This window comes from Sphingomonas lenta, from assembly GCF_002288825.1.
Lineage (GTDB): Bacteria > Pseudomonadota > Alphaproteobacteria > Sphingomonadales > Sphingomonadaceae > Sphingomonas > Sphingomonas lenta.
In genome coordinates this window covers 492,143-506,916 of record NZ_NSLI01000002.1, presented here as the reverse complement: position 1 = coordinate 506,916, position 14,774 = coordinate 492,143, and the positions used below count along the sequence as shown (strand labels likewise).

The window sequence follows — 14,774 nt, the reverse complement described above, 5'->3', positions numbered from 1 at the left end:
GCGAGCCGGGTCCGATCAATCAAGCCTGCGCGGCCCCGAAGTCCGACTGCCTGCGGCGCGGGTTGTCGTTGCCGGCCGAGCGTAGCGCCGAGCTGATCCGGTCGGCGAGTTCGGCGCGGCGATAGGGTTTGCCGAGCACGTCCGCACCCGAGGCGGCCGGACCACCCTTGCGGGCGAGCTCCTCGTTGTAGCCCGTGGTGAGCAGCACGGGCACATGCGGCGCGCGCCGGCGCACCTCGTCCGCGAGCGCCAGCCCGTTCACCGAGCCTGGCATGATGAGGTCGGTGAACAAGAGGTCGATCTTGTGCTCGATCCGCTCGAGGACTGCGAGCGCGTCGTCGCCGTCGACGGCGGTCACCACCTTGTAGCCGAGGTCGATGAGGTGCTCACGCGCGAGCGCACGGACGTCGTCCGAGTCCTCCACGACTAAAATCACCTCGCCCGAGCCCTGCGCCTGCTCGGCGCGATCGGCCTTGCCGGCCACGGTTGAAGGCTCAAGCGACTGAGGCTCGGGTAGCGCCTCGCCTTCGTGAACGGGCAGGATCATTCGCACAGTGGTGCCGTGCCCGACCTCGCTCTCGATCTCGAGCCGCCCGCGCGACTGCTGGAGGAAGCCATGGACCTGAGGAAGCCCCAGGCCCGTGCCGCGTCCCACTCCCTTCGTCGTGAAGAACGGCTCGATCGCGCGCGCGATCAGGTCGGGGCTCATGCCGTCGCCCTCATCGGTCACCGACAAGGTGACGTAGTCGCCCGGCGTAAGCTCGCGCGCGGCCGCGTCGCCGTTCAGGTGGAGCTTGGCGGTGGAGAGCGTGATCGTGCCGCCGCGCGGCATGGCGTCGCGCGCGTTCACGACGATGTTGAGGAGCGCCGTCTCCAGGTGGGCGACGTCGACGAGGCACGCGGGCAGCCGGCTCCTGAGGTTCATCTGGATGTCGTTACTCGCGCCCGCGCTCGCGTGGAGGAGGTCGGAAAAGCTCATCACCGCCTGGCTGAGGTCGACCGGCTTGGGGTCGAGCCGCGTCTTGCGCGCGAACGCCAGAAGCTGACGCGTCAGCCGGCTCGCCTTCTCGGTCGCAGCTTGCGCGTTCTCCAAACGGCGGCGGCTCTTGGGCGCCTCGATCTCGCGCAGCAGCAGCTCCTGGTTGCCCGCGACCACCTGGAGGAGGTTGTTGAAGTCGTGGGCGAGACCGGCGGTGAGCTGGCCCACCGCCTCCATCTTCTGCGCTTGCCGGTGCCCCTCCTGCGCCTCACGCCTCTTGGTGACGTCGAGCTGGCTGGCGAAGAAGTAGAGGAGCTCGCCGTCGGTGTTGCTGACCGGGCCGATGAACACCGCGTTCCAGAACGGCGTGCCGTCGCGCTTGTAGTTGAGGATCTCGAGGCTGATCGGCTGGTGCGCGGCGACAGCGTCGCGCAGTTGGGCCACATGCTCGCGGTCGGTATGCGGCCCTTGCAGGAACCGGCAGTTCCTCCCCAGGATCTCGCGCTCTTCGTAACCGGTCAGGTCGAGGAATGCCTTGTTCGCGAACACGATCGGGTTGTCGGGCTGCCGGGGGTCGGTGAGGATCATCGGCATGCGCGTCATCTCGACGGCTGCGAAGAACACGCCTCCACGGTCGGTCAGGTCGTCGTCGGTGATCGTGCTCTCGCGCCAGTGGCGGGACTGGTGCCGACCGGCGGGCATGAACGAGCCGTCGGCGAGCGTGTCGCCGGCGGGCACGCCCGTGACCCGGCCGTCCGAGCCGCCGTCCTCGCGGCGGCCCTCGTCGGTGCCGTCTGAGTCTCGGCCGCCCGCCTGACCATGCTCATCCATCATCGGAAGTCGTCCTCGTGCACGTGGGTGTAGCCGATGAGGCAGAGGTCGGCCTACATGGGGGTGAGGAGGGTCCTTTCAGAAACGCCCGTCTGCGAGCGCCTCGCCCCCTAACTTGTTATTACATCCCAACTTAGTATCCACAAACTGCTTTCCTGCGGCAAGTGGAGGGTGAATGGCACCGGAGCGAGACGCCCACTTCCGTCAGCGTTGATCGGCTCGCGCGTGTAACGCGACTTTGGCCGTCATGCGCCGATCGGGTTTAGCAAACGCTTTGAAAGAGCTTCTCTGCTGAGCCCCAAGGGTGCCGTGCGCTCGCAAGGGCGTGAGTGGTGGTTTTACTGCCCGTCTGATTTGGAGCGGCAGACCGGCAAGAGCGGCCGTTCGTCCAAGCTTGGCTAGGTCTACCTATTGGTCATGGCGCACTGCTCGAACGGACCGCCTTCGGCGCCGATCAGCACCGCTGTGCTCCCGTCTCGAACGAACGCCACGCTTTCAGACCCGTAGCGGTCAAGCGAACCGCCCCGGCGCTTAAGATGGTACGTGCGGGTTCCGGTGCGAAGGGTAACCGCGCCTGAGCGGAATGAGGCCGAGAACTCGATACCGTCCGCGCATGTATAGCTGATCGGGGACGGACTCCCGGTCGGACGGGGAACGCAGCCCGTGGCAGCGAGCAGCAGCACACCGATCCGGCAGTAAGGTCGCCCCATCTAGTTCGATGTTTCCTGGGAGCTGAGCGCTCCGGCTTGCCTCTTCTTGTACCGCGTAGCGACGGGGTCGTCAGGTTCCCCGGGCCGCTGCGGCGGTGGCCATTGCCCGTTGCAGATCCTTCCTGATCGACGAACCCGCAAGGTGCGCGTCGACATTGTCGCACCTCTCCAGGCGCAAGCCCATCCTGATCTGGCCGATGCTCGTCGCCCCATCCCGCGCAAGCGCGAAGGCGCGCTCCACGGTCGAGCTACGCCTGGGCAGCATGGTGCCTGTGCTCTTCACGCGTCCGGCTCTCCCAACAGATCGGCCCGGCGCTGCCGAAGTACGCGCAGGTGATGCTCGTACAAACCTCGCCGGCTCGAGTAGTAGCCGGCCGCGTAGCGCTCGCCGTGAAGCTCGGTCAGAGCCGCGGCTTCGACTTCCGCGGCCACACGAGCCGCCGTCGACTGGACCGGCGGGATCATGCCGCTCGCCCCGGGTGGCGCTTGGCTTCGGCGATCGCGTCCTTGATGTTGGTGTAGCGGTAGCCGCCATAGTGGAAGGTGTCGGCGGGGACGCGCACGATGCCGTGCTGCTTCAGAGCCGCTTCCATGTCGTCGTGCGCGACGTGGGACGGCTCGGCCGGAGTCGAGGAGGTCATGGTGCTCACCTTGTCCGATGCAAGCGGGAGCACGAGGGCGTCTCCCTGTCACGTGGCGCTTGCGGGCGGGACCAGATGATGGGCGAGCATAGCATGGTTGAAGGGCCGCACCTAACGAACTCGCCCGGATCAGGGCACGACCGTCGTGAACAGGTAGACGGCCAGGATCATGAGGTGGACCGCGCCCTGCAGGATCGTGGTGCGGCCGGTGCCGAGCGACAGCGTTGCGACGATCAGCGTCAGGAACAGGAGCACGATGTACCTGGCGCGCAGCTCCGAATGCGCTCGCTTCGGGGCCTTGCTAGCGCATGAGCCCGGCCGAGCGCAGCGCCCGCTCGATCGTCTGCTGGATGGTGCCGGGAGCTGTGGCGGGCGGAGCAACCCGGTCGTCCTCCAGGTGATGCCCAACGAACTCCGGAGGAGGCGAATGCGCTAGGCGGGGCAGGTTCCTTCGAACCGGGAGATCGGCTGCCGCCACGTCCTGCGTCACCAACCCCCATGATCGCGCGATGTGAGCGGTGCTCGAGATGCCGACATCGAGCATATATGGACCGGCCACGCCCAGGCGGTCGGAACCAGTCGGGTCGAGCGGCACGCCATGCCCCATGCCGATGATCCGCCATTCCTCGACCAGATGACCTCCGTCCGGCGCGCGCCAAGTACGGTGCTCCGAGCCCGGCCCCCGCGTCACCACGGGAGCCGCGTCCTCGATCCCATGCAAGTGCCGCCACTGCCGGCCGAGGCGATCCATATTGGACACATCAACTGTGGTATCAGCGGTGCCGTGCCACAGCGACAGGGTGGGCCAAGGGCCCTCGTGTCCACTCGCCGCACGTCTGACGGCGGCCGCCAACGAAGGGCCATCAGCACTCCTCCGCTCGCGCATCTGCCGAAGCGCTTCGGGTATGTCGGACGCGCAGCCATACGGGAGACCGCCGATGATGGCTCCGCCCGCGAACAGCTCAGGGTAGATGGCCAGCATGACGGCTGTCATTGCCCCGCCGGCGGACAGGCCGGTGATGAACACGCGGCCGCGGTCCAGATCATGTTCGTCCAGCATGGCCTTGACCATGCTCGCGATCGACTCCGCCTCGCCGCCCTTACGACCGATGTCACCGGGCACGAACCAGTTGAAGCAGAGGTTCGGGTTGTTGGCCCTGACCTGCTCCGGGAAGAGCAGCGCGCAGCCGTGCCGGTCGGCGAGCGTGGACCAGCCGGAGCCGTGGTCGTAACCGGCGGCGGTCTGGGTACAGCCGTGGAGGACGACGACCAGCGGCGCGCCCGGCGGAAGGTCGGCCGGAACGTGAACGCGAGCGCGGAGTGCGCCCGGGTTGGAACCGAAGGAGGGCAGGTCCGCCAGTCGATCAATGAAGCCGGGTGAGCCCGGATTTCCGGCTCGCGCCGCGGCGAGCCGGGATATGTTCTGCGATAGTGATCTCATCCTGCCCACACTCCCTACGGCTGCCAGGGACGGGGCCGGATAGGGACAGAACGTTGCGCGCAGCCGATCGTTGCTGCGCTGCACAAAAGAAGCGTGCTCGTGTCTGGCGAGCTCTCCTCCCAGGTCACTGCGCGACCCACAGGGAGGATGTGAGTGGCTCCAAATAGTGACCCAGGTGATTGTTGGAGGAGCACGTGGGTGTATTCGGCCGGTATGCGGAAATATGCGGTACTCATCGACGATGGAGAGTTGATCGCGTCAAGTCCCGGTGTGGAGTTCCCGGACATGGAACGAGCGGTCGCGTCCACCGTGCGGGCAGCCCTGGCGATCGTGTCGGACCAAGAGATGACTCCTGGGTGCCGGAGCCTGCGGTGCGAGGTGCAGGATCGAGGAACGCGCGAGTTGCGACGGCTCTCGGTGACGGTTGCGGTCTCTATCGATCAGTGACGCTGCTGGCAGTCTCGGCTTCGCGCTGCAACCAACTCTATCCTGTCACGCTGGCCCGGCAGGAGTGGACTTCTGCTTATGGTGGCGGCCGAGCACGGTTGAATGGCCGATTGTGGGTCCAACTCGCCGCAAGCGCGAGCTTTTCAACAGCGTCGACCGGTTTTGACACCCCAAACGCCCGGGCAGCGATGAGTGTGCTCATCAATTCGCTTGACCATAAGTCTACCTAGGTAGGTCTATGGTGGCGTGACTCGGAAACGCGCTCTGTCCAAACACGCCCGCGCCCTGCTGGCCGCCCTGCTCGATGCCGGCGTACGGTGGAGCTACGGGTACGAGCTCGCAACGTTGACCGGCATCAAGTCCGGCACGCTTTATCCGCTCCTCATCCGCCTCGAAGCGCAAGGCTATCTGGAAGCGGAGTGGCAACAGCCGGTCGCGAGCGGAAGACCGCCACGCCATGCCTACCGCCTGACCGCCTCGGGCCGTCAGCTCGCGCACCGTGAGGCAATCGCATCCGATCGGCCTGCCTCTGCGGCCGGAAGGCTCGCCGGCGGAACGGCGTCGTGAACGGGATCATCCGCCGCCTCGCGTCACGGGCGCTGTCGATGGTCTCGCGCGCCCTTCCGCCTCACCTCTCATCCTGGTCCCGCGCGATGGGGAGCGAGTTGGCGGAGATACCCGATGATCGCGCCGCCCTGGCGTTCGCGGTCGGCTGCCTACGCGCGACCCTCACGCTGGTGATCGCCGCAAGGCTGCGGTCGGCCCGCGACCTCCTGTTTCCGTCCGCACCTCTGGCTTGGAGCTCCACAACGATGAACGGCATTTCGGCGCGACCTCGCTTGCTCGGCCTCATCTGCGGCGCTGGCGCCGTTGCGTCGGGACTGGCGTACATGCTCGCGGCTGGAGCACCGTCCCGCTACCTCCTCGTCAACCTGGCTGCGCTGGTGATCGGGGCGACCGCATGGCTCGTGCTTACCCGGACGGCGCGTGCACGTCCCGCCTGGGCGGGAGCGGCGGCGCTTGCGCTCGCCTTGCCGATCCTGCTGACGGCTCTGTTCGGCGTCGCCGCCGACGGAGCGTGGAGATGGGTGAGCGTCGGGCCGATAAGTCTCCAGGTCAGCCTCATCGTCCTTCCGGTCATGATCGTCCTGTATGCTAGAAGGCCGGACGCAATCGGGACGATCGGCATGGTCGTCGCCGCTCTGGCGTTGGCGGCTCAACCCGACCGCGCGATGGCGGGCGTGCTGCTGGCGGCGCTCGTCGCTCTCCTGTGCGTGGCGCCGAGCCGTCATGCGATCACGGCCGCGGTGGCGGCGACACTGGCCTTCGGCTGGACCTTGCTGAAGCCGGATACGCTCCCCGCTTCGCCTTTCGTCGATCAGGTCTTCTACACCGCATTCGACGTGCATCCGCTCGCCGGTTTGGCCGTGGTGATCGGAGCGGTCGCCCTCGTGATGCCTGCCGTGATCGGCACGTTGCGCGGAGGAGGAGAGCGGCCGGCTCTGCTGGCCTTCGGCGGGTGCTGGTTCGGCGTGGTGGTCGCGGCCGCGCTCGACAATCATCCCACGCCGCTGGTCGGCTACGGCGGAAGCGCGGTGCTGGGCTACCTGTTGAGCGTCGCGCTGCTGCCCAACGGCGTTCGTGGAACCAGCGGTGCGAACGCGTCCGGATCGCAGCCGGTCACTGATCGGAGCACCGATCGGTCCATGCCGGAGCTGCGTGTTGCGGGCCTGATCTAAGCACAGGAACGGCGGGACGCCAGCAGTTCGTGATGGCCTGCCGGTATCGGAACCGAACGGTTCTGCTCCTTGCCTCTCATCGCGCCCGAATCAACCCGGTGATCGCAACCGGCTCACGATTTCTCAAGCGTGCCGTTCCGAGTTCGTGCAGAAGGCGTGCGGGAGGTGCCGATGTTCAAAGCAACCGCGCTTCGTTGCAGCGGCCCGGCTTGGCTGGTTGGTTGGGCGACGGCCATATTCCTGCCCAGTCTTCTTGTCGCCTGGTTCGGTTTGGCGCCGTCGGCGGCGCTGCTCGGCGCGGAACTCGGTGATCTGCCCGCTGCGACCTGGAAGGTCGCGGATGACGTGGGTCCCGCGGCGAAGCTCCTGCTGGGTGGCCTGCTCGCGCTCCTGTTCGTCGCAGCCGAACGGTTCATGCCCAGGGCGACGCCGGTCCGGTATGCCGGCAACATGGCTGCGGGGGTGCTCGCTATGTTCGGAACGCTTCTGCTGATCCCTGCCGCCTACTCCCGCGGCTTCGGGGTCGGACTGACGGGCGCTCGCTTCGACCCTGCGGTTCTGCCTCTCTACGTAGCGGGCGGCGCGGCCGCCGGGCTGGTGTTCACCTACGCCCTGATCCGCTGCAATGATCCGCGCCGGTCGAGAGACGCCCACACTCAATCCACTGGTATGATCGGCGACCGGTGACGCCGGCCATCTGGGTCGGCCCGCGCGTCTTGCATCTGGTACTCCGGGACGGCAGCATCGCCCCATAACGACAAGGGATCGCCATGCTCACCACCATTGCGTTGCTCGCGGGCGTACAGGCCGCCGGCGTGCAAGCTCCGATCGCCGAACCCGCCGTCCAGGAAGAGATCACCGTCATCGGCAGAAAGCTCCGGGATTGGCGCGGCTCGCTGAAGACCAGGAACGGAACGGTCCGCTGCGTCACCAGGAAGTCGACCGGTGACCGCGAGGTCGACCAAATCGGCTGCGACGCGATGGTCACGTGCTTCCCGCGCTTCGAGGGCGAGTTCAAGGCGGTGCTCTCGACTACGCGCGACAAGGCGGTCCGGAACCGGGTGAACACGGAGATCAGCCGGCGTCTGGCGACCTGTGTCGAGCAACGGCACGACGAACTCGTGGAGACGCTTGCGGACCGCCGTGCGGCGCGACGCTCCTGATCCAGCGTGGATCGGCACGCGGATAGCCCGGTGCTTCGCCGTCATTCTGGCTTGGGCATCAAAGTCGAACGGCCATTACACCGGCCACCTCGTTTGGCTCACCGCAAGCACGCACTCGAAGTCGCCTCTCAGCTTCCGGCCGGAGCCGAGCATTCAAAGCCAGCCGTTCAGCCGAGCGACACGCCCCGCCCCCACACGGTTTCCCGCCCCCAGCTTGGCCGCCGCTTCGGACAGGTAGTTGCGCACCGTACCCGGTGATAGCCCTATCCGGCGGGCGATCTCCTTGTTGGACAGGCCCTGCTCCGCCAGCCTGAGCGCGTCGCGCTCGCGGTCGGTGAGCGGATCCGCGCCCGCGTCCCACGCCATCGCCGCGAGGGCAGGCGCGATCGCGCGCCGCCCGGCGGCGACCGCGCGGACCGCACCCGCGACCTCCTCGACGGGTGCGTCCTTGAGCAGGTAGCCGCGCACGTCCGCCGCCCGCGCCCGGGCGAGGTAGCCCGCCCGCGCGAAGGTAGTGACGATCACGACGCGCGTGGACGAGCCCTCCGACGCGAGCGCGCGGGCGACGTCGATGCCCGTCATGCCCGGCATTTCGATGTCGGTGAGGAGGATATCGGGCCGCAGCTCGCGCACGAGCGCGAGCGCGGCGTCGCCGTCGGTCGCGCGGCCCACGACCTCCAGGTCGGGCTCGAAGCCGAGCAGCGTGGCGAGCGCGCCCAGCACCATGGCCTGATCCTCCGCGATGACGAGCCGGATCATGGTCGGCAGGTCACGCGGCGGCCGGGACGCTCGCGACCAGTCGGGTGCCGCAGTCGTTCGCCTCGATCAGGAGTGTCCCGCCCGCGGCGGCGAGCCGCTGGCGCATGCCGGCGAGCCCGTTGCCTTCGCGGAAAGAGCCGCCGCGGCCGTCATCGGCCACCTCTAATCGCGCCGCGCCGCCGTCCAAGCCGAGCTCGACGATGCAGCGGGCGGCGTCCGCGTGCCGGATCACGTTGGTTACCGCCTCTCGAAGCGTCATCGCGAGGACCGCCCCCGCGTCGGCGGGGATCACTGCGGGGTCACCCGCTAGCCGGGCCTCTACGCCTGCGGCCTCCAGCGCCTGGGCAGACGCCGCCGCCTCCCGCGCCAAGCCGCCGCCGCCCATGCCGGCGAGCGCGGCGCGGACCTCGCCCAGGCCCTCGCGCGCTATCCGCGCCACCTCGCGCATCTCGGCCTCGGCCCCCTGCACGTCGCGTGCGATGAGCTTGGCGGCCAAGTCGGCCTTGAGCGCCGACAGCGTCAGCGTGCGGCCGACCAGGTCGTGGAGGTCGCGCGCGATGCGTTCGCGCTCGGCCGCACCCGCCAGCCGGCGCACCTCCTCCTGTGTGGCCAGCAGCGCCGCGTTGCGGTCGTACAGCGTCTCGCGCGACAGCGTGGCGAAGCCGGTCATGATCACCAGCAACAGGCCTGGCAGCCACCAGAGCAGCGGCTGGCCTAGCAGCAGCCCGGCGGTCGCCACGGCGAACGCCACGCCCGCGATCGCGACGGTCGCGCGGCGTGCCGGCCGGAGCACGCCCAACATAGCGGACGCATAGATCGCGAACACCGTCCAGTTGACGCCGAAAGGGGCCAGCGCGAGCGCCACCGCCAGCACAATAGTCGCCGCGGCGATCAGCCGCACGCCACCCATTCCGTAGCCGAGCAGATAAGTTGGCAGGAACAGCGCAACCCCGACCGCCGACGCCAGCAGCTCGGTCGCGCTCGGTGTCCGCCACAGCCAGGGCAGCGCGTAGAAGGGCAGCCAGACGAGCCAGGGTAGCGGCCCGTCGATCCAGCTCTTCCCCTCGCGCCCGGTCATGGACGCGACGTTCCCCCCGGCTGCCGCGCCCGTCAAGCCGCGCTCCGCCGCCAACCGCTCCAGGCCCACCAGCCTGCGAGCGCGGTCATGGCGACGATGGCGGCGACGTGCGCGACCGGCGATCCGATCGTGTCGGCGCCGACGATCCCGAGTGCCAGCTGGCCTAGGTGATAGGACGGCACGAGTTCGCCCACGAGCCGCATCCAGCCGGGCAGGATCGCGGACGGCGCCCACAACCCGCCCACGACCGAGGCGCCGAGGAACAAGGCGTTGGCGGCCGCCACCGCGCCCTTGCCGCCCATGCGCATGCCCAAGCCGAAGCCGAGGAGCGCGAAGGGGACGGTGGAGAGCAGATGGAGGGCCGCGAGCGCGAGCCACTGGCCGGCCGACAGCCGCACGCCAGCGATCACGCCCAGCGCGTAGATCAGCGCCACGGCCGCCGCGGTCGCGGCGACGGCCGCGGCGAGCTTGCCCGCGAGATACGCTCCCGTCGGCATCGGCGACACGCGCTTGAGCTCGATCAGCCCCTGCTCGCGCTCCATCGCGACGCCCGCGCCGAAGCCGAACAGCGAAGGGCCGATCGCCGCGAACACGCCGTAGCACGCGAGCGACGCCGCGGCACCGGACAGCGAGGGCGTGCGCGCCAGCGCCAGCGTGAACAGCGCGTAGAAGGCGGCGGGCGTGACCACGGTCGGCACCATGAATTGCGGCAGCCGCCAGGAGCGCTTGAGTTCGACCAGGCACTCGCGGCGCCACAGGCCGGCCGGTTGCGCGTAGGCGCTCATGCCGCGGCCCTCCGCCCGTCGGCGAGGAGCGTCGCCATGGCGTCCTCCAGGGCTGCGTCGGCCACGCGCAGGTCGGCGAGCGCGCCGTCCACCGCGAGCAGCGCGCGCACGGTGGCGACCGCGTCGCCCGTCGCGATCCGCGTGTCCGCGCCTTCCCGCTCGGCCCGCCTCACGCCGGGCAGCATGAGCAGCCGCCCCAGGGGCAGCTCGGTCCGGCAGCGCACCACGGAGCCGCCCGCCAGGCTACGGATCGCGGCGGGGCCGCCGTCAGCGACGATCCGGCCCCGGTCGAGCACGACCACCCGGTCGGCGAGCGCGTCCGCCTCGTGGAGGTCGTGGGTGGTCAGCAGCACGGCCGCCCCCCGGTCGGCAGCGTCGCGCACCGTCGCCCAGAGCGCGCGCGTCGCGTCGCGGTCCATGGCCGCGGTGGGCTCGTCCAGCACGAGGAGGTCGGGCCGGCCGCAGATGGCGAGCGCGTATTGGACGCGCCGGGCCTGCCCGCCCGACAATGCGCCGCAGCGCCGCCGGCCCAGGTCGGCGATGCCTGCCAGCGCCAGCGTCTCGTGCAAGGGCCGCGGGTCGCGGTAGTAGCCGGCGTGGAGCCCGACCAGCTCGGCGACCGTGAGCACGTCGGGCAGCCCCGCCGCCTGCAGCATCACGCCCATGCGCCCCCGCGCCGCCGGCCGACGCGGGTCGAGCCCGAACAGCCGCGCCTCGCCCGCGTTGGGCAGGAGGCGGCCGGTGATGAGGCCGACCGCCGTGGTCTTGCCGGCGCCGTTCGGGCCGAGCAGCGCGGTCACCTCGCCGGCCCCGACCGCCAGGTCGAGCCCGTCCAGGACGGGCTTGCCGCCGAGCTTCTTGGAAATGGCGGCCAGCGTCGCCGCCGCGGACAGGTCTTCGCGCATCAGGATCTCCTTGAACGAAGAGCAACCTGCCGCGCGGGAAGGGATCGCGGCAGTGCGGAGCGTCACGTCGCCGGGGTGACAAGTGTCACCTCCGGCGACGCGGAATCCGATCTACAGCCATGCCATCATCTGCACGGGGGAGCTTGAGCATGCGTTCACTGATCATCGGCCTGTCGGCGCTGGCCTTGGCCGCGCCGGTTCACGCGCGGCAGGGCGCCGCCACCTTCGCCACCGCGAAGCCTGCCCAGTTCCAATCCGACCGGATCGAGGTCAGCGTGGTAGGCAAGGGCCCGGACGTCATTCTGATCCCGGGCCTCACCTCCTCTCCGGCGCGGGCATGGGCCGGCACGGTCGACGCGGTGCCGGGCTACCGCTACTACCTCGTGCAGGTGAGGGGCTTCAGCGGCGTGCCGGCGGGGGCCAACGCGAACGGCCCGGTGGCCGCGCCTGTGGCGGAGGAGATCGCGCGCTACATCCGGGAAGCGCGCCTGAAGCGGCCGGCGGTGGTCGGGCACTCCATGGGCGGGACGATCGGCATGATGCTGGCGGCGCGCCATCCGGAGGTGATCGCGCGGCTGATGGTGGTCGACATGACGCCGTTCATGGGCGCGTTCTTCGGCATGCCGAACGCCACGGCGGAGCAGATGCGGCCGATGGCCGACCGCATGCGCGAGCAGATGCTGGCGCCGCCGACGCCGCAGGGCGAGGCGATGATGACACAGATGGTCAACGGCATGGCGAACACCGAGAGCGCGCGGCCCGGCATCCTGAACGACAGCCGGACGAGCGACCGGACCACGGTCGCCAACAGCTACCACGAGCTGATGACCACCGACCTGCGGCCGGAGCTGGGCCGCATCACAGTCCCGACAACTGTCCTCTATGTCAGGCCCGCGGCGGTGCCGATCACCGAGGCGCAGATGGATGCGCTGTACCGGAACTACTACGCCAACCTGAAAGGAGCCTCGCTCGTCCGCGTGCCCGACGCCGCGCACTTCCTGCAGATCGACGCACCGGCGCGATTCGGTCGGGAGCTGCGCGGCTTCCTAGCTGCCAAATAGCGGACGTCGATCTCACAGCGGCCGTCCCACCTAGCTGCTTCAACTCGGTAGTTAGGGCGCAAGGCTGCCGGGATCGGATATGATCAGAAGATGTCCGATTCTGGGGAGCGCTAGAGCCGCTTTGGACGCCCGAAATCGGGTCCGGACAGCCGCTTTCTTTGGCGCGCACGACGGTCTGATATGAGGGCTGCGCCGCTGGGCAGCTGAGCTTGGCATAAGTCGATGAACGTCCGCATCAGCTCACTGGTGCCCAGGCCACAGCTCTAAGCTTCGCAGGCTTGGGCCCGGGTGAGAAGGAACAATGCCTCCCGCGTGTTGCGGGTCAGTCGGGCCGCAGCCTCGAAGTGCGGGCGCGCCTCCGACCGGCGACCTGCCCGAAAGAGTAGGTCACCCCTCACCGCGGGCAAGGGCGGGTAGTTTCGGAGGAGCGCCTCTCCGGCGACTTCCTCGACAAGCTGCAGACCTGCTTCCGGTCCGAAGGCCATCCCGTAGGCGACAGCGCGGTTGAGATCCACGATCGGCGATGGTGCGACCTCCTTCAGTCGATCATAGAGGTCGGCGATCCGCGGCCAGTCGGTATCGTCGGCCCTCAACGCCCGCGCATGACATGCGGCGAGCGCCGCCTGCAGGGCGTACGGACCATCGGCACCGCCCAGAGCTTCAGCCCGGGCTAGCGCCTGCAGCCCACGCCGGACCAGCAACTGGTCCCAACGCGCGCGGTTCTGCTCGGTGATCGGCACGAAGGCGCCGTTCGGCCCCGCTCGTGCCGTCAGGCGCGAGGCCTGCAGCTCCATCAGCGCAAGCAGCCCGAACACCTCGGGCTCGTCGGGCAACAGGCCGGCGAGAATGCGTCCCAGCCGCTGGGCCTCGGCGCAAAGCACCGGCCGCACCAGCGCATCGCCCGCCGTCGCTGCGTAGCCCTCGTTGAAGATGAGGTAGACCACCTCGAGTACCGAGTTCAGCCGGCGGGTACGTTCGGCACCACGCGGCACCTCGAACGCGAGACCCGCTTTCCCTATCGCCTTCTTGGCGCGCACGATCCGCTGCGCGACCGTCGGCTCCGACGAGAGGAACGCGCGCGCGATCTCCTGCGTCGTCAGCCCGCCCACGAGGCGCAACGTGAGCGCCACGCGCGCGTCCGACGGGATCACCGGATGGCAGGCCGTGAAGATGAGCGCGAGCAACTCGTCGCCGATCTCGTCGTCGAGCGCCGCCTCCATCCGCTCGCCGAAGCCTTCCTGCTCCTCACCGAGTTCGCGGGCCATGTCGGCATGCTTTCGTTCCAGCATCTGCTCGCGTCGCATCTTGTCGATGGCGCGGCGCTTGGCCACGGCGGTCAGCCAGGCTACGGGAGAGCGCGGAACGCCGCTCCCGGGCCATTCGGCGAGTGCTGCCAGAAGCGCCTCCTGGGCCAGCTCCTCGGCCTGATCGACGTCGCGGATCATGCGGGCGAGGCTCGCGACGAGGCGGGGCCGTTCCATCCGGAACACCGTCTCGATCGCGCGCTGTATTGCATCCGCCGCCATGGGCGAAGGTTACGAGACCATGGCCGCGGCGGGCAAGCTCGTCAGCGCCTCGCCAGCGTCTCGCCCACGCCGTCGTGGATTGCGGCGGCCTCGGGCGGGATGAGATCGGCGAAGTCCTCGGCCTCGTAGAGGGGGCGGATCTCGATCTCGCTCGGCCCGAACATCGGGTTGGGACACCTCTTCACCCACTCGACCGCCTCGTCCATGTCCCTGACCTCCCAGAGCCAGTAGCCCGCCACGAGCTCGCGAGTTTCGGCGAACGGGCCGTCGATCACCGTGCGGCTCGGACCGTCGAACGCCACGCGCTTTCCGCTCGACGAGGGCCTGAGCCCATCGCCGGCAACCATGATGCCGGCAGCGACCAGCTCCTCGTTGAACCTGCCCATGTCCACGAACATCTGGCTGAGCTCGGGCGAGGGCTTCATGCCAGCCTCGCTGTCCTCGGTCGCCTTCACGAACACCATCACGCGCATCATCATTCTCCTTGCGAGGCCGCCATTGCCGTCGGGCCGCTCCTACGACGAACGAGGCCCTCAGGATTCGACATCGTCCTAGCAGAATCTTCTGCACTGCCGCCTGGCGAACCGTGAGGAGTAGTCGGTGTAATCTTGCGCGCTCCGTTCGTAAGTGCGCCAACGGCCGCAGCGCTGCCGCGGTTTGCGTGTGGAGAGGATACCTAGGCGGGTACGCTGGTTCGCTAAGTAGAAAA

The 14,774-nt window shown here is 68.9% G+C and carries 16 protein-coding genes and 1 pseudogene; 6 read left to right on the top strand and 11 right to left on the bottom strand.

Annotated features, from left to right (window positions below; all coding sequences use genetic code 11):
- Window positions 1-19: 19 nt before the first annotated feature.
- The 5 genes from CKY28_RS05655 to CKY28_RS05630 form a co-directional block, all read right to left on the bottom strand.
- Entirely contained in the window at window positions 20-1,813 is a 1,794-nt protein-coding gene (locus CKY28_RS05655) for a histidine kinase famiy protein (protein WP_245841618.1), read from the bottom strand.
- Between the two features lie 986 nt (window positions 1,814-2,799).
- The gene (locus tag CKY28_RS05645) at window positions 2,800-2,985 is read right to left on the bottom strand and encodes a hypothetical protein (RefSeq protein WP_095997349.1); all 186 of its coding nucleotides are present in this window, start codon (window positions 2,983-2,985) and stop codon (window positions 2,800-2,802) included.
- Window positions 2,982-3,161, bottom strand: coding sequence for a hypothetical protein (locus CKY28_RS05640; RefSeq protein ID WP_095997348.1), 180 nt, complete (start codon window positions 3,159-3,161; stop codon window positions 2,982-2,984). The genes CKY28_RS05645 and CKY28_RS05640 overlap by 4 nt, the downstream gene beginning before the upstream one ends.
- Window positions 3,162-3,290: 129 nt before the next feature.
- Window positions 3,291-3,416 (bottom strand): hypothetical protein, encoded by a 126-nt coding sequence (locus tag CKY28_RS19255; protein ID WP_281253215.1) that lies wholly within the window; start codon window positions 3,414-3,416, stop codon window positions 3,291-3,293.
- Between the two features lie 46 nt (window positions 3,417-3,462).
- Window positions 3,463-4,686, bottom strand: a complete 1,224-nt coding sequence (locus CKY28_RS05630; RefSeq protein WP_342747141.1) for an extracellular catalytic domain type 1 short-chain-length polyhydroxyalkanoate depolymerase — start codon at window positions 4,684-4,686, stop codon at window positions 3,463-3,465.
- A gap of 129 nt (window positions 4,687-4,815) precedes the next feature.
- Here CKY28_RS05630 and CKY28_RS19325 point away from each other — a divergent pair, with 129 nt between their 5' ends.
- From CKY28_RS19325 to CKY28_RS05605, 5 genes are all read left to right on the top strand, one after another.
- On the top strand, window positions 4,816-5,049 hold the full coding sequence (locus CKY28_RS19325; RefSeq protein ID WP_095997347.1) for a DUF6894 family protein: 234 nt from the start codon (window positions 4,816-4,818) through the stop codon (window positions 5,047-5,049).
- 345 nt (window positions 5,050-5,394) lie between these two features.
- Window positions 5,395-5,616 carry a PadR family transcriptional regulator gene (locus tag CKY28_RS05620; protein WP_245841616.1) on the top strand — a complete coding sequence of 74 codons (222 nt, stop codon included), beginning with the start codon at window positions 5,395-5,397 and terminating at the stop codon, window positions 5,614-5,616.
- Window positions 5,613-6,788: a hypothetical protein gene (locus CKY28_RS05615; RefSeq protein ID WP_095997345.1), complete on the top strand. Its 1,176-nt coding sequence runs from the start codon at window positions 5,613-5,615 to the stop codon at window positions 6,786-6,788. The genes CKY28_RS05620 and CKY28_RS05615 overlap by 4 nt, the downstream gene beginning before the upstream one ends.
- A gap of 171 nt (window positions 6,789-6,959) precedes the next feature.
- Window positions 6,960-7,475, top strand: a complete 516-nt coding sequence (locus CKY28_RS05610) for a hypothetical protein (RefSeq protein ID WP_141243855.1) — start codon at window positions 6,960-6,962, stop codon at window positions 7,473-7,475.
- Between the two features lie 83 nt (window positions 7,476-7,558).
- Window positions 7,559-7,951: a hypothetical protein gene (locus CKY28_RS05605; protein WP_095997343.1), complete on the top strand. Its 393-nt coding sequence runs from the start codon at window positions 7,559-7,561 to the stop codon at window positions 7,949-7,951.
- A 153-nt stretch (window positions 7,952-8,104) separates the two neighbouring features.
- Here CKY28_RS05605 and CKY28_RS05600 read toward each other — a convergent pair whose 3' ends face one another.
- The 4 genes from CKY28_RS05600 to CKY28_RS05585 are packed head-to-tail and all read right to left on the bottom strand — an operon-like array spanning window position 8,105 to window position 11,478.
- Window positions 8,105-8,710 carry a response regulator transcription factor gene (locus tag CKY28_RS05600; protein ID WP_095997342.1) on the bottom strand — a complete coding sequence of 202 codons (606 nt, stop codon included), beginning with the start codon at window positions 8,708-8,710 and terminating at the stop codon, window positions 8,105-8,107.
- Between the two features lie 10 nt (window positions 8,711-8,720).
- On the bottom strand, window positions 8,721-9,788 hold the full coding sequence (locus CKY28_RS05595) for a sensor histidine kinase (protein ID WP_095997650.1): 1,068 nt from the start codon (window positions 9,786-9,788) through the stop codon (window positions 8,721-8,723).
- 32 nt (window positions 9,789-9,820) lie between these two features.
- Window positions 9,821-10,573, bottom strand: a complete 753-nt coding sequence (locus CKY28_RS05590) for an ABC transporter permease (RefSeq protein ID WP_095997341.1) — start codon at window positions 10,571-10,573, stop codon at window positions 9,821-9,823.
- Window positions 10,570-11,478: an ABC transporter ATP-binding protein gene (locus CKY28_RS05585; protein WP_095997340.1), complete on the bottom strand. Its 909-nt coding sequence runs from the start codon at window positions 11,476-11,478 to the stop codon at window positions 10,570-10,572. Before CKY28_RS05585 ends, CKY28_RS05590 begins: the two co-directional genes overlap by 4 nt.
- A 149-nt stretch (window positions 11,479-11,627) precedes the next feature.
- Between CKY28_RS05585 and CKY28_RS05580 the strand changes: the two genes are divergently transcribed.
- Window positions 11,628-12,539, top strand: coding sequence for an alpha/beta fold hydrolase (locus CKY28_RS05580; protein ID WP_095997339.1), 912 nt, complete (start codon window positions 11,628-11,630; stop codon window positions 12,537-12,539).
- A gap of 263 nt (window positions 12,540-12,802) precedes the next feature.
- Here CKY28_RS05580 and CKY28_RS05575 read toward each other — a convergent pair whose 3' ends face one another.
- Both CKY28_RS05575 and CKY28_RS05570 read right to left on the bottom strand, forming a co-directional pair.
- Window positions 12,803-14,065, bottom strand: coding sequence for an RNA polymerase sigma factor (locus CKY28_RS05575; protein ID WP_095997338.1), 1,263 nt, complete (start codon window positions 14,063-14,065; stop codon window positions 12,803-12,805).
- Between the two features lie 122 nt (window positions 14,066-14,187).
- A pseudogene (locus CKY28_RS05570) lies at window positions 14,188-14,538 on the bottom strand (YciI family protein); the annotation flags it as partial.
- Window positions 14,539-14,774: the final 236 nt, after the last annotated feature.

Excerpts from the sequence above, each read along its gene's own strand:
- CKY28_RS05575 (WP_095997338.1), bottom strand. The coding sequence starts at position 14,065 with ATGGCGGCGGATGCAATACAGCGCGCGATCGAGACGGTGTTCCGGATG.
- CKY28_RS05580 (WP_095997339.1), top strand. The coding sequence starts at position 11,628 with ATGCGTTCACTGATCATCGGCCTGTCGGCGCTGGCCTTGGCCGCGCCG.
- CKY28_RS05590 (WP_095997341.1), bottom strand. The coding sequence starts at position 10,573 with ATGAGCGCCTACGCGCAACCGGCCGGCCTGTGGCGCCGCGAGTGCCTG.
- CKY28_RS05600 (WP_095997342.1), bottom strand. The coding sequence starts at position 8,710 with ATGATCCGGCTCGTCATCGCGGAGGATCAGGCCATGGTGCTGGGCGCG.
- CKY28_RS05605 (WP_095997343.1), top strand. The coding sequence starts at position 7,559 with ATGCTCACCACCATTGCGTTGCTCGCGGGCGTACAGGCCGCCGGCGTG.
- CKY28_RS05610 (WP_141243855.1), top strand. The coding sequence starts at position 6,960 with ATGTTCAAAGCAACCGCGCTTCGTTGCAGCGGCCCGGCTTGGCTGGTT.
- CKY28_RS05595 (WP_095997650.1), bottom strand. The coding sequence starts at position 9,788 with ATGACCGGGCGCGAGGGGAAGAGCTGGATCGACGGGCCGCTACCCTGG.
- CKY28_RS19325 (WP_095997347.1), top strand. The coding sequence starts at position 4,816 with ATGCGGAAATATGCGGTACTCATCGACGATGGAGAGTTGATCGCGTCA.
- CKY28_RS05585 (WP_095997340.1), bottom strand. The coding sequence starts at position 11,478 with ATGCGCGAAGACCTGTCCGCGGCGGCGACGCTGGCCGCCATTTCCAAG.
- CKY28_RS05640 (WP_095997348.1), bottom strand. The coding sequence starts at position 3,161 with ATGACCTCCTCGACTCCGGCCGAGCCGTCCCACGTCGCGCACGACGAC.
- CKY28_RS05645 (WP_095997349.1), bottom strand. The coding sequence starts at position 2,985 with ATGATCCCGCCGGTCCAGTCGACGGCGGCTCGTGTGGCCGCGGAAGTC.
- CKY28_RS05655 (WP_245841618.1), bottom strand. The coding sequence starts at position 1,813 with ATGATGGATGAGCATGGTCAGGCGGGCGGCCGAGACTCAGACGGCACC.